This is a genomic window from Actinacidiphila polyblastidii, assembly GCF_036353415.1.
GTDB classification, from domain to species: Bacteria; Actinomycetota; Actinomycetes; order Streptomycetales; family Streptomycetaceae; genus Actinacidiphila; species Actinacidiphila polyblastidii.
The window spans coordinates 407,895-420,674 of the sequence record NZ_JAZEWV010000001.1; the positions used below are offsets into that span (position 1 = coordinate 407,895).

A 12,780-nucleotide genomic window follows, 5' to 3' on the forward strand; every position below is an offset into this window, starting at 1 on the left:
CGGCCGCTGGGGCGGGCGTCCTTCATCCACGACAGGAGAACTGTGTGATCCGCTTCAACCGGGGGTGGACGCGGCGTGCCCGCGCCGCCGCCCCGCTCACCGCGCTGGCCGTCGGCGCCGCGAGCCTGATCCTCTCGGCGCCGGCCCACGCCGACGCCACCGGCAGCGCCGTCGCAGCCGGCGACGCCCAGCTGCGCGCCAAGGCCCAGCAGGCCGCGGCGCATCTCACGCTCGGCGGCGGCACCGTCACGCCGCACATCATCGGCGGCAGCACCACCAACATCAACAGCGCGCCCTGGATGGTGCAGCTGTGGTACTTCAACGAGGACGGCACCGCGAACTTCTGCGGCGGCACCCTCGTCGCCCAGAACAAGGTGCTCACCGCGGGCCACTGCGTGTCCGGCGCGGACTGGGTCGACAACGGCCTGGTCGTGGCCGACACCGGTGTCCTCGGCGGCACCGACGTCAGCCCGGTCGAGACGATCCGCTCGCAGTGGCTGCACCCGTCGTACGACGGCACCGCGTACGACAACGACGTCGCGCTGCTCACGCTCGACCACCCGCTCAACCTTAAGACCCTGCCGCTGGCCTCGCCGAACGACGCCGCGCTGTACCAGCCCGGCGTCCAGGCGACGGTCTACGGCTGGGGCGTGACCGACTCGGCGCCGGGCAGCCAGAACCTGGCGCAGACGCTGCAGCACCTGGCGCTGCCGCTGAACTCCGACGCGAACTGCGCGGACGAGCTGGACGGCGCGATCGGCGGCGACGCCTTCGTCGCCGGCCACATGATCTGCGGCGGCGCCGGGGGGACCGGCGACGACACCACCGGCAAGACCACGTGCTCCGGTGACTCCGGCGGCCCGCTGGTCGTCGGCGGCCGGATCGTCGGCGTCGTGTCGTGGGGTGTCAGCGACGACGCCCAGGACTGCAACGTGCCCGGCACGTACGACGTGTTCACCAAGGTGTCGTCCTACCGCGGCGTGGTGCAGCCGCGGATCGACAACACCGACATCTCGCGGGACGGCCGGGCGGACGTCCTCGCCAGGACGCCCGCGGGCGCCTCGTACGCCTACGCCTCGACGGGCGCCGGCGTCGCCTCGCGCGCGGCGGCCCCGGTGCCGCTGACGAACTACGACACGGTGGTCCAGGCGGACCTGGAGCGTGACGGCTACCAGGACTACATCCTGCGCGCCACCAGCTCGGGGAACGTCTTCATGGGCCACCGCACCGCGGACCGCGCCTCGTACTCGTACACCCAGATCGGCTCCAACTGGAAGACGGTCAAGGCGATCGTGGTGCCCGGTGACGTGACCGGCGACGGCATCCCCGACCTGCTCACCGAGGACTCGGCGGGCCGGGTGTGGGTGTACTCCGGGAAGGGCAACGGGCTGTTCAACACCGCGGTGCTGTCCGGCGCGAGCTGGAGCCGGTACAACCTGGTCGTCGGTCACGGCGACTACACCGGCGACGGCGTCGCGGACGTGCTCGGCCGTGACTCCGCCACCGGCGGCCTGTACGTGCTGCCCGGCACCGGCAGCGCCTCGGCGCCGTTCGCGGCGCCGGTCCTGGTCGGCACCGGCTTCAACGGTTTCGACAAGCTGGTCAGCGCCGGCGACTTCACCGGCGACGGCCGCGCGGACCTGCTGGCCCGCACCCCGTCCGGCACGCTGTTCCTCTACGCGGGCACCGGGAAGGCCGGCACCGCCGCCTTCGCGACCTGGCAGAAGATCGGCACCGGCTGGAACATGTACAACCTGCTCGGCTGAGGACAATACGGTGCGAAGGCGGCCGCGGAGTTGTTCGCGCGGTAGTTGATTTGCCGTAACTTTGCCCGCCCCCCGGTGAATTCCGGGGGGCGGGCTTTTATGCATGTCATATGATCTGCCAGCCGCAGGCAGGGGGGACGCTCCTGCGGCGCCGATTCCCGTGCCGCCGCCGCGCCTTCGCGCGCGGCCGTCCGGGCACACTCTTCATCACTCTCAGGAGTACGCGTGCACTTTGCGCACCACAGTGGGGGGCGGCGGCGCATGCCGCTGACACGACGGCTGCTGACGGCCGCGGTCGCGGCCGCCGCACTCACCGGCACCGGCCTGACGGCCGCGCACGCCGACACCGCGAGCGGTACCGCCAAGCCCGTGCTGCTGCCCCCGAAGGGCACCACCGCTACCAGTGGCGCTCAGCCCGGGAGCACCCCGGCCACCGCCAAGCCGCAGATCATCGGCGGCTCCCCGACCACGCAGGCCGCCGCACCGTGGATGGTGCAGCTGCTCTTCGCGTGGGACGGCGACAACAACTACTACTTCACCTGCGGCGGCACCCTGGTGGCGCCCGACAAGGTGCTGACCGCGGCGCACTGCGTCGAGAACGAGGACGGCTCCGCCCTCGACTGGGTCAACGAGGGCCTGGTCCTCGGCGGCACCGCCAAGCTGGCCGGCGGCGGGGGTACCAATCCCGAGGGCACCGTCGCCGAGGTCAAGCGGGTGTGGCACTACTCGTCGTACAACCCGGCGACGATCGACAACGACATGGCCGTGCTCACGCTCAGCCAGCCGCTGCCGTACAAGACGCTGCCGATCGCCAAGGCGACCGACAGCGCCTCCTACGCTTCCGGGACTCAGGCCACCGTCTACGGCTGGGGTGTCACCGACTCGGCGCACAACAGCCCGAACCTGGCCACCACGCTGCAGCACCTCGCCATGCCGGTGAACTCCGACAGCACCTGCAAGACCGAGATGGACGGCGCCGTCGGCGCGGGCAGCTTCATCCCGGGCCACATGATGTGCGCCGGCGTACCCGCCACGGGAGACGACAGCACCGCGCAGACCACCTGCCCGGGTGACTCCGGCGGACCCTTGGTGGTCGGTGGCAAGATCATCGGCATCGTGTCCTGGGGTGTCGGGGACGAGACCACCAAGGACTGCAATTTCACCGGCACGTACGACGTGTTCACGCACGTCTCCACGTACGCCGCCGCGATCCAGCCGCGGGTGGACGACACCGACTACTCCCGTGACGGCCGCGCGGACCTCGCGGTCCGCACCTCGTCCGGGGCGTCGTACATCCACGAGTCCAACGGCAGCGCCTTCCCGGCGCGGGTGACCTCCCCGGTCTCCTTCAAGGCCGACAACCTGGTGGTCCAGGCCGACCTCGACCGGGACGGGTACCAGGACTTCGTGGTCCGCAACTCCTCCAACGGCGCGGTCTACTGGGTCCACCGCACCGCCGCCAGCAGCACGTACAAGGGCACCTACCTGTACGGCGGCTGGGGCTCGGTCAAGGCGGTCGTCGTTCCCGGCGACCTGACCGGCGACGGCATCCCGGACATGATCGCGGAGAGCCCCGACGGGCGCGCCTCGCTCTACCCGGGCAAGGGGAACGGCACCTTCGGCACCCCGAGCCAGTTCGCCTCCGGCTGGTGGCAGTACAACAAGGTCGTCGGCCACGGGGACTTCTCCAACGACGGCATCGCCGACGTTCTCACCCGTGACGCCACGACCGGCGACCTGTACCTGAATGCGGGCACCGGCAAGGCGTCCGCGCCGCTGGCCCCGCGGGTCCGCATCCAGACCAACTGGAACGGCTGGAACACCCTGGTCGCCGCCGGTGACGTCACCGGTGACGGCCGCGCGGACCTGCTGACCCGGACCCCGTCCGGCACGCTGTACCTCTTCCCCGGCAGCGGTCAGGTCGCCTCCGGCGCCTTCGGCCACTCCGTGGTGGTCGGCGGCGGATGGCAGCAGTACAACCTGCTGGACTGACCGGCAACCGGTCCCGGGCCGCGCCCGGGACCGGAAATCGGTCACGCTGTGTGGTATTCGGAGCGGCCGCGGTCACTCCCCGAATACGTCACCAGGCGCCCGCGTACCCCCTGACCTGGGGGTACGCGGGCGCTGCGGCGTTTTCCCGGGCGTGTCCCCCGGATGCCGATCGCACGATCCGTGCGCACGATGGAATGTCCGACCACTGCGGACAGCCGGAGGTGACGCCCATGCTGGAGCAGCAGCAGCCGACCGGCTCCAGCCCCAGCGGGGCAGGAGCGGGCCGCAGGCGCAGGCGCCGGACGCTGCACATCGTCGCCTGGGCGAGTGCGGGCCTGGTGCTCGTCGGCGCCTCCGGCGCGGGCTACCTGTACCACCGGCTGAACGCCAACATCCACAGCGTCGACATCGACGGCGCGCTGGGCGGCCACCGGCCGGCCCCGCTCGGCAACGGCGCCATGGACATCCTGGTGCTCGGCTCGGACTCCCGCTCCGGCGCCAACCGCGGCTACGGCCACGACAGCGGCACCGCGCGCTCCGACACCGCGATGGTGGTGCACCTGGACAGCGGCCACAAGGCCGCCAGCGTGGTCAGCATCCCGCGCGACACGCTCGTCGACCGGCCCGCGTGCCGCACCCCGAAGCACGGCAGGCACGGCGCGGCCGGCACGGCGCCCGCCGCCCCGCACGTCATGTTCAACACCGCCTACGAGGTCGGCGGCCCGGTGTGCGCGGTGAAGACGGTGGAGCGGCTCACCGGCCTGCGCATGGACCACTACGTCGAGGTCGACTTCACCGGCTTCAAGGACCTGGTGAACGCGCTCGGCGGCGTTCCCCTGACCACCAGCGCGGCGATACACGACCCGAAGAGCCATCTGAGCCTCGCCGCGGGCCGGCACACCCTGGACGGCGCCCAGGCGCTCGGCCTGGTCCGCACCCGGCACGGCGTCGCCGACGGCAGCGACCTGGGCCGCATCCAGCTCCAGCAGGCGTTCATGAAGGCGCTGCTCGACCGGATCGCCGGCATCGGGCTCTTCACCAGCCCCACCAAGCTCTTCTCGGTCGCCGACACCTCGACCCGCGCGGTCACCACCGACACCGGGCTCGGCTCGGTGAACAAGCTGATGGGCCTCGGCGAGAGCGTCCGGCATCTGAAGTCCGGCCACGTGCACATGGTGACGCTGCCGGTGCGCTACGCGGTCAGCGACCCCAACCGGGTCGAGCCGATCGACGCCCAGGCCCGCAAGGTGTGGGCGGCGCTGCGCGCCGACAAGCCGATCCCGGCCGCCGCCACCAAGGGCTCGGTCGCCGACCGGGTCGACGCCGGCAAGGTCGTCGCCCCGCACACCGCCCCGCACCCCTCTCCTTCGACGTCAGGGCGCTGACCTGCGATGACGCCCGAGACGGGGGCGCGCCGCCGACCAGCTGGGCGCCGCCGGAATTATCCGGCGCACCCCCTGGTTTGGGGAGATGCGGTCAGTGCTGGCAGACTGGTCCGCTGGCCCCGGTTCACGTGCCCGCAAACCCGCGGACGCGACCCGGCGCCCTCCCGAAACTAGGAGCATCCCTTGAAGCGCGAGATCCACCCCGAGTACGTCGAGACCCAGGTCACCTGCACCTGTGGCGCCTCGTTCACCACCCGCAGCACCGAGACCAGCGGCCAGATCCGCGCGGACGTGTGCTCCGAGTGCCACCCGTTCTACACGGGCAAGCAGAAGATCCTCGACACCGGTGGCCGGGTGGCCCGCTTCGAGGCCCGCTTCGGCAAGGCCGCCGGGTCCGCCAAGAAGTAGCGACCCGAAAGCGCCGGTCCACGGCCGTCCCCGGACGGCCTGACCGGCGCTTTGTCGTCCGCAGTCACTTCTTCTCCCAGGGACTCCGAAATGTTCGAGGCGGTCGAGGAACTGATCGGCGAGCACGCCGACCTCGAGAAGCAGCTGGCCGACCCCGCGGTGCACGCGGACCAGGCCAACGCACGCAGGCTCAACAAGCGCTACGCCGAGCTGACCCCGATCGTCACCTCCTACCGCTCCTGGCGGCAGACCGGCGACGACATCGGCACCGCCCGCGAACTCGCCGCCGAGGACCCGGACTTCGCCGCCGAGGTGAAGGACCTGGAGAAGCAGCGCGAGGAGCTGACCGAGCGGCTGCGCCTGCTGCTGGTGCCCCGCGACCCCAGCGACGACAAGGACGTCATCCTCGAGGTGAAGGCCGGCGAGGGCGGCGAGGAGTCCGCGCTGTTCGCCGGCGACCTGCTGCGGATGTACCTGCGCTACGCCGAGCGCGTCGGCTGGCGGACCGAGATCCTCGACGCCAACGAGTCCGACCTCGGCGGCTACAAGGACGTCCAGGTCGCGGTGAAGGCGAAGGCCGGCCATGAGGCGGGGCAGGGCGTGTGGGCCCGGCTGAAGTACGAGGGCGGCGTGCACCGCGTGCAGCGGGTGCCCGCGACGGAGTCCCAGGGCCGTATCCACACCTCCGCGGCGGGCGTGCTGGTCACCCCCGAGGCCGAGGAGGTCGAGGTCGAGATCGGCCCCAACGACCTGAGGATCGACGTCTACCGCTCGTCCGGGCCCGGCGGCCAGTCGGTGAACACCACGGACTCCGCGGTGCGCATCACCCACCTGCCCTCCGGCCTCGTGGTCTCCTGCCAGAACGAGAAGAGCCAGCTGCAGAACAAGGAGTCGGCGATGCGCATCCTGCGCTCCCGGCTGCTGGCCGCCGCCCAGGAGGAGGCCGAGCGCGAGGCGTCGGACGCCCGCCGCAGCCAGGTCCGCACGGTGGACCGCTCGGAGCGCATCCGCACCTACAACTTCCCGGAGAACCGCATCTCCGACCACCGGGTCGGCTTCAAGGCGTACAACTTGGACCAGGTGCTCGACGGGGACCTCGACGCGATGATCCAGGCGTGCGTGGACGCCGACTCCGCCGCGAAGCTGGCAGCGGCCGGCGACGCGAGCTGAGCCGCTGCGGCCGCGCAGCGCAGGCACGAAGCAGGGCACGCCGGACGCCGGCGCCCGAGAGGAGAAGCAACAAGTGAACCTGCTGCTCGCCGAGGTGGCGCAGGCCGCCCAGCGACTCGCCGACGCGGGCGTGCCCTCGCCCCGCTTCGACGCCGAGGAGCTGGCGGCGTACGTCCACGGAGTCAAGCGAGGCGAGCTGCACAGCGTTCCCGACGCGGAGTTCGACGCGCGCTACTGGGAGGCGGTGGCCCGCCGCGAGGCGCGTGAGCCGCTGCAGCACATCACCGGCCGCGCCTTCTTCCGCTACCTCGAACTGCAGGTCGGGCCCGGGGTGTTCGTGCCCAGGCCGGAGACCGAGTCGGTGGTCGGGTGGGCGATAGACGCGGTGCGCGCGATGGACGTGGCGGAACCGCTCATCGTCGACCTGTGCACCGGCTCCGGCGCCATCGCGCTGGCCCTGGCCCAGGAGGTGCCCCGCTCCCGGGTGCACGCCGTGGAGCTGTCGGAGCAGGCCCTGGAGTGGGCCCGCAAGAACGTCTCGGGCAGCAAGGTCGACCTGCGGCACGGCGACGCCCTCGGCGCCTTCCCCGACCTCAACGGCCAGGTGGACCTGGTCATCTCCAACCCGCCGTACATCCCGCTCACCGAGTGGGAGCACGTGGCGCCCGAGGCCCGCGACCACGACCCCGAACTCGCCCTGTTCTCCGGCGAGGACGGCCTGGACACCATCCGCGGCATCGAGCGCACCGCGTCCCGGCTGCTGCGCCCCGGCGGCGTCGTCGTCATCGAGCACGCCGACTCCCAGGGCGGCCAGGTGCCGTGGATCTTCAAGGAGGACGCGGGCTGGGCGGACGCGGCCGACCACCCCGACCTGAACAACCGTCCGAGGTTCACCACGGCCCGCAAGGCCACCCCGTGAGCACCGGCACCGCCGCGACCACGGCATCCTTCGACCCGGCGTCCGGGCCGCAGCCCGGCACGGACCCGGGCGCACCGCAGCACCCGCATCTGGAGGTCAGGTAATGGCACGGCGATACGACTGCTCCGAGGCGACCGACCGGGCAACCGGCCTGCGCGAAGCCACCTCGGCGATCAAGCGCGGCGAGCTCGTCGTGCTGCCCACCGACACCGTCTACGGCATCGGTGCGGACGCCTTCGACGCGGAGGCGGTCGGCGACCTGCTGGAGGCCAAGGGCCGCGGCCGCAACATGCCCTCGCCGGTGCTGGTCGGCTCGCCCAACACCCTGCACGGCATCGTCACCGACTTCTCCGAGCAGGCGTGGGAGCTGGTCGACGCGTTCTGGCCGGGCGCGCTGACCCTGGTCACCAAGCACCAGCCGTCGCTGAACTGGGACCTCGGCGACACCCGCGGCACCGTCGCGGTCCGCATGCCGCTGCACCCGGTCGCCATCGAACTGCTCACCGCCACCGGACCGATGGCCGTCTCCAGCGCCAACCTCACCGGCATGCCCTCGCCGCAGCACTGCGACGCCGCCCAGGAGATGCTCGGCGACTCGGTGGCGGTCTACCTGGACGGCGGCCCGACGCCGGCCGCGGTGCCGTCCTCGATCGTCGACGTCACGGGCAAGGTGCCGGTGCTGCTGCGAGCCGGGGCGATCAGCGCGGAGGAGCTGCGCAAGGTCGTGCCCGACTTGCAGGAGCGCAGTTGACGCCCGACGGGCGTGGCATACGGGGGTTCGCGACCGCACCGGCCGTCCTGGGACAGGGCAGCGGTGTCCTCGGCGACCGGGACGTATTCCGTGTCCTCCACGTCTGCACAGGGAACGTGTGCCGCTCGCCGATGGCCGAGCGGCTGATGCGGCACGGCCTGGCCCGCCGGCTCGGGGACGAGGCGGCGGGCATCCTGGTGGAGTCGGCCGGCACCTGGGGCCACGAGGGCGCGCCGATGGAGGCGAACGCCGCCGCCGTGCTCACCGAGTACGGCGCCGACCCGGCCGGCTTCACCGGGCGCGAGCTGCTCGACGACCACGTCATCGACGCCGACCTGGTGCTCACCGCGACCCGCGACCACCGCGCCCAGGTGATCTCCATGGGCCACGCGGCGGGCCTGCGCACCTTCACGCTCAAGGAGTTCACCCGCCTGGTGCGGGCGATAGACACCGCGACGCTGCCCGACGGCACGGTCACCGAGCGGGCCCGCGCGCTGGTCAGGGCCGCGGCCGCGCTGCGCGGCTGGCTGCTCGCGCCCAGCCCGGACGCGGACGAGGTGCACGACCCGTACGGCGCGCCGGTCGGCTACTTCCGCAACATCGGCGAGGAGATCCACGCCGCGCTCGACCCGATGGTGACCGCGCTCACCGGCATTCCCGCGGCGGTCTGAGCCGCCCGCGGCCTCCGGCCGCGGCCGCCCCGACCCGGACCGCCCCCATACCGCCCCGCGGTGCCAGCAGGACCCGCCTCCCCGCCGGGCCGCAGGACGCCGTACGCGCCGCAGGACCGCCCCTCGCAGGACCGTCCCCGCGGCGCCCGCCCCGCCCCGCCGCCGGATCGGCGCCCGGCCGGGTGCAACCATCGGGGGAGCCTGTGAGTCTTGACAGGTGTTCGCCGTCGGAGGCCGGCCACCACTAAGGTGTGACGCTGTGCGCGAGTATCTGCTGACCCTCTTCGTCACCGCGGCGGTCACCTACCTGCTGACCGGCCCGGTGCGGAAGTTCGCCATCGCTGCCGGCGCCATGCCGCCGATCCGCGATCGGGACGTGCACCGGGAGCCCACACCCCGGCTCGGCGGCATCGCGATGTTCGGCGGCCTGTGCGCCGGTCTGCTCACCGCGGCCCACCTCAGCAACCTCGGCGACGTCTTCAAGCTGTCCAGCGAGCCGCGCGCGCTGCTGTCCGGCGCCGGGCTGATCTGGCTGCTGGGGGTGCTCGACGACAAGTGGGGCGTGGACGCCCTGATCAAGCTCGGCGTGCAGATGATCGCGGCCGGCGTGATGGTCCTGCAGGGCCTCACCATCCTGTGGCTGCCGGTGCCGGGCATCGGCACGGTCGCCCTCACCCCGATCCAGTCGACGCTGCTGACCGTGGCGCTGGTCGTCATCACCATCAACGCGGTCAACTTCGTGGACGGCCTCGACGGCCTGGCCGCCGGCATGGTGTGCATCGCCTCGATCGCGTTCTTCATGTACTCCTACCGCATGTGGTACGGCTACGGCGTCGAGGCGGCCGCGCCCGCCACGCTGTTCAGCGCCATCCTGATCGGCATGTGCCTGGGCTTCCTGCCGCACAACATCCACCCGGCGCGGATCTTCATGGGCGACTCCGGCTCGATGCTGATCGGCCTGGTGCTGTCCTCCGGTGCGATCTCCATCACCGGCCAGGTCGACCCGGACGCGATCACCGACTTCACCGGGTCGACCCGGGAGACCGTGCACTTCATGGTGCCGGTCTACATGCCGCTGCTGCTCCCGCTCACCATGATCGCCATCCCGGCCGCCGACCTGGTGCTCGCGGTGGTCCGCAGGACCTGGAAGGGCCAGTCGCCGTTCGCCGCCGACCGCGGCCACCTGCACCACCGGCTGCTGGAGATCGGCCACTCGCACGCCCGCGCGGTGTGGATCATGTACTTCTGGGCCGCGTTGATCGCCTTCGCCGCGGTGGCGTTCTCGGTGAACTCCTCCAGCCTGTGGATCGTGCTGGTGATCGTCGCGCTCAGCACCATCGGCCTGGTGGCGCTGCTGCTGCCGGCGTTCACCCCGCACGCGCCGCGCTGGGCCGAGTCCGTGGTGCCGCCGCGCTACCGGCGGCGCCGCCGCCGGCTGGCCGCGGCCGCCGCGGCGGCCGAGCTCGAGATGCGCTCGGCGGACCGTCCGGCGCTCAACGGCGCGACCGCCGTCGGCGACCGCGCGCCGCTGCCGGAGCGCCGTCCCGACCGCCGCCGCCCGGTCGACAGCCGCCGCTGAGCGCGCCGCCGAAGCGCAGCGGGCAGGGTAACGGGACAAAGTGGACGGCGTGTCGAGTTCACGCTCATGTGACAGGCAGCACACGTCCATGGTAAAGACCGCATCAAATACTTTGTGATACCGTTCACGAAAGCAAGGAAGGTGCCGAAAGACCAGGAGAGCGGTCTTCCGGCGCGAGGTCACATCCTCGTCTCCCTGACTACGCTCGTCTCCGACGACAGCCGCTTTGCCCCAACTCCCGCCGGAGGAGCCGTCTCCCATGCAGCAGAACGACGCCCGGATTCTCCGTGGCTCGGCGCTCGTCGCCGCGCCGATCGGACTCATCGCCACCGTGGCCAGTGCCCTTCTCGCAGGTGAAAAGGGTCTGATCGGCGGCCTGGTGGCGGTGGCGGTGGTCGCCGTCTTCTTCGCCGCCGGCTCCTGGGCGCTGATGCGCCTGACCCAGGACCGCCCGCAACTCGCGATGAGCGCCGGGATGCTCGTCTACGTGGTGCAGATCCTCCTCATCGGCATCTTCGTCATCTCCTTCAAGGGGAGCACCGCCTTCAGCGGCCGCGCCTTCGGTCTCACCCTGCTGGTGACCGCGCTGGCCTGGCTGGGCGGACAGATCAAGCAGAGCCTGACGAGCCGGATGCTGTACGTCGACCCCGAACCGTCGGTCCCCCCGCAGAAGCGGGAGGCGGACGCGGTCACGACGGGGTCGCACGATGCAACCTAAGGGGAGGGTAAAAGGCCTTCATCCTGGTCTGCTATCGTCCGGAGTCGCATCCGGACGTGAGGGTCCCTCCGCATCGAGGAGGGTCGTACCCCCACGCCCTGCGGTGTATTCGGAACCGGATCCGCCCCCGCGGATCGGCAGACGGATGCCCCTGGCTGGATGCGGGCTCTCAGCGGACCGCGGAGGCGTCGCCACGCCCCGTCCGCAGTGCCGAACAGCGGCCCCACCAGCCGCGCTGACACACAAGGTTGCCGTTACTTATGCGTCACGACGAAGGAGTCACGGGTGAGTGCCCACACGCTGCTCGCTGAGGCTGGATGCCACATCCAGCACGACTGCGCATTCCCCGCTCCGGGCCTCAACTCGTTCGACTTCAAGCCGATCTTCAGCATCGGCAGCTTCGACTTCACCAAGCCGATGCTGCTCGCGCTCATCTGCATGGTGCTGGTCGTCGGGTTCTTCTGGGCCGCGTTCAGCAAGCCCAAGCTGGTGCCGGGCAAGTTGCAGATGGTCGGTGAGATCGGCTACAGCTTCGTCTCCCGCAGCATCGCCCGCGAGGTGATCGGCAAGAAGGGCGACAAGTACGTCCCCTTCCTCACGTCGATCTTCTTCTTCGTGTGGATCATGAACGTGATGTCGGTCATCCCGCTGGCACAGTTCCCCGCGACCTCGCGCTTCGCCTTCCCGGTCGGTCTGGCCGCGCTCGTCTACATCACGTACATGTACCTGACGTTCAAGACGCACGGCTTCCGCGGCGGCATCAAGAACCTGGTCTGGCTCGACGGCCTGCCCAAGCCGCTCGTCCCGCTGATCGTGGTGCTGGAGTTCTTCTCCAACGTCATCCTCCGGCCGTTCACCCTCGCGGTGCGACTGTGGGCGAACATGTTCGCCGGCCACATGCTGATCGTGATGTTCAGCGTCGCGACCTGGTACCTGCTGACCCCCGCCTGGTTCGCGGCGGTCTCCGGCGGCTCCTTCGTCGTCGCGATCCTGCTGACCGCGCTGGAAGTGCTGATCCAGTTCCTCCAGGCGTACATCTTCACGCTTCTCGCCTCCATCTACATCAGCGGAGCGCTCGAAGAGGGTCACTGACCCCGAGGCACCGCCGCCACCACCGGACTTCCGCTGGGAAGCCCCCCAACGGACCCCATCACAAAGGAAGACAGGGAAATGTCTGCCGAGCTCCTCAACCTCGCCGCTGCCACCACGCCCGGCCGCCTGGGTGCCATCGCCTACGGTCTCGCCGCCATCGGCCCCGGCGTCGGCATCGGTCTGGTCTTCGGCCACTCGATCGAGGCCATGGCCCGCCAGCCCGAGGCCATGCCGATCATCCGCACGAACATGTTCCTCGGCTTCGCGCTCTGCGAGGTGCTCGCGCTGCTGGGTCTGGTCGTGCCCTTCATCTTCCAGAGTTGAGCTGT

General features: G+C 71.1%; 12 protein-coding genes. All 12 read left to right on the forward strand.

Annotated elements, in window-relative coordinates; translation table 11 throughout:
- Positions 1 to 44 precede the first annotated feature (44 nt).
- The 12 genes from V2S66_RS01635 (at position 45) to atpE (ending at position 12,775) form a co-directional block, all read left to right on the forward strand.
- Entirely contained in the window at positions 45 to 1,766 is a 1,722-nt protein-coding gene (locus V2S66_RS01635; protein WP_330792550.1) for a trypsin-like serine protease, read from the forward strand.
- 261 nt (positions 1,767 to 2,027) lie between these two features.
- A complete protein-coding gene (locus V2S66_RS01640) occupies positions 2,028 to 3,758 on the forward strand; it encodes a trypsin-like serine protease (protein ID WP_330792551.1) in 1,731 nt (576 codons plus the stop codon).
- A gap of 230 nt (positions 3,759 to 3,988) precedes the next feature.
- Positions 3,989 to 5,143 carry an LCP family protein gene (locus V2S66_RS01645; protein WP_330792552.1) on the forward strand — a complete coding sequence of 385 codons (1,155 nt, stop codon included), beginning with the start codon at positions 3,989 to 3,991 and terminating at the stop codon, positions 5,141 to 5,143.
- 183 nt (positions 5,144 to 5,326) lie between these two features.
- Positions 5,327 to 5,551, forward strand: coding sequence for a 50S ribosomal protein L31 (gene rpmE, locus V2S66_RS01650; protein WP_330792553.1), 225 nt, complete (start codon positions 5,327 to 5,329; stop codon positions 5,549 to 5,551).
- A gap of 90 nt (positions 5,552 to 5,641) precedes the next feature.
- On the forward strand, positions 5,642 to 6,721 hold the full coding sequence (prfA, locus tag V2S66_RS01655; protein WP_330792554.1) for a peptide chain release factor 1: 1,080 nt from the start codon (positions 5,642 to 5,644) through the stop codon (positions 6,719 to 6,721).
- Positions 6,722 to 6,794: 73 nt separating this feature from the next.
- Positions 6,795 to 7,640 (forward strand): peptide chain release factor N(5)-glutamine methyltransferase, encoded by an 846-nt coding sequence (prmC, locus tag V2S66_RS01660; RefSeq protein WP_330792555.1) that lies wholly within the window; start codon positions 6,795 to 6,797, stop codon positions 7,638 to 7,640.
- A 103-nt stretch (positions 7,641 to 7,743) separates the two neighbouring features.
- Positions 7,744 to 8,391, forward strand: coding sequence for an L-threonylcarbamoyladenylate synthase (locus tag V2S66_RS01665; protein WP_330792556.1), 648 nt, complete (start codon positions 7,744 to 7,746; stop codon positions 8,389 to 8,391).
- Positions 8,392 to 8,438: 47 nt separating this feature from the next.
- The gene (locus tag V2S66_RS01670; RefSeq protein ID WP_330792816.1) at positions 8,439 to 9,062 is read left to right on the forward strand and encodes an arsenate reductase/protein-tyrosine-phosphatase family protein; all 624 of its coding nucleotides are present in this window, start codon (positions 8,439 to 8,441) and stop codon (positions 9,060 to 9,062) included.
- Positions 9,063 to 9,321: 259 nt separating this feature from the next.
- Positions 9,322 to 10,641: an MraY family glycosyltransferase gene (locus tag V2S66_RS01675; protein ID WP_330792557.1), complete on the forward strand. Its 1,320-nt coding sequence runs from the start codon at positions 9,322 to 9,324 to the stop codon at positions 10,639 to 10,641.
- Positions 10,642 to 10,900: 259 nt separating this feature from the next.
- Complete coding sequence (locus V2S66_RS01680) at positions 10,901 to 11,359, forward strand: hypothetical protein (RefSeq protein WP_330792558.1); 459 nt, start codon at positions 10,901 to 10,903, stop codon at positions 11,357 to 11,359.
- A gap of 285 nt (positions 11,360 to 11,644) precedes the next feature.
- Positions 11,645 to 12,451, forward strand: a complete 807-nt coding sequence (atpB, locus tag V2S66_RS01685) for a F0F1 ATP synthase subunit A (RefSeq protein WP_330792559.1) — start codon at positions 11,645 to 11,647, stop codon at positions 12,449 to 12,451.
- A 78-nt stretch (positions 12,452 to 12,529) separates the two neighbouring features.
- Positions 12,530 to 12,775, forward strand: a complete 246-nt coding sequence (gene atpE / locus V2S66_RS01690; protein ID WP_330792560.1) for an ATP synthase F0 subunit C — start codon at positions 12,530 to 12,532, stop codon at positions 12,773 to 12,775.
- The last annotated feature ends 5 nt before the right edge of the window (positions 12,776 to 12,780 follow it).

What these genes read in the sequence shown, in the direction of transcription:
- V2S66_RS01645 (WP_330792552.1), top strand. Translation starts at nt 3,989, where the DNA reads ATGCTGGAGCAGCAGCAGCCGACCGGCTCCAGCCCCAGCGGGGCAGGA.
- V2S66_RS01680 (WP_330792558.1), top strand. Translation starts at nt 10,901, where the DNA reads ATGCAGCAGAACGACGCCCGGATTCTCCGTGGCTCGGCGCTCGTCGCC.
- V2S66_RS01640 (WP_330792551.1), top strand. Translation starts at nt 2,028, where the DNA reads ATGCCGCTGACACGACGGCTGCTGACGGCCGCGGTCGCGGCCGCCGCA.
- prfA (WP_330792554.1), top strand. Translation starts at nt 5,642, where the DNA reads ATGTTCGAGGCGGTCGAGGAACTGATCGGCGAGCACGCCGACCTCGAG.
- V2S66_RS01665 (WP_330792556.1), top strand. Translation starts at nt 7,744, where the DNA reads ATGGCACGGCGATACGACTGCTCCGAGGCGACCGACCGGGCAACCGGC.
- atpE (WP_330792560.1), top strand. Translation starts at nt 12,530, where the DNA reads ATGTCTGCCGAGCTCCTCAACCTCGCCGCTGCCACCACGCCCGGCCGC.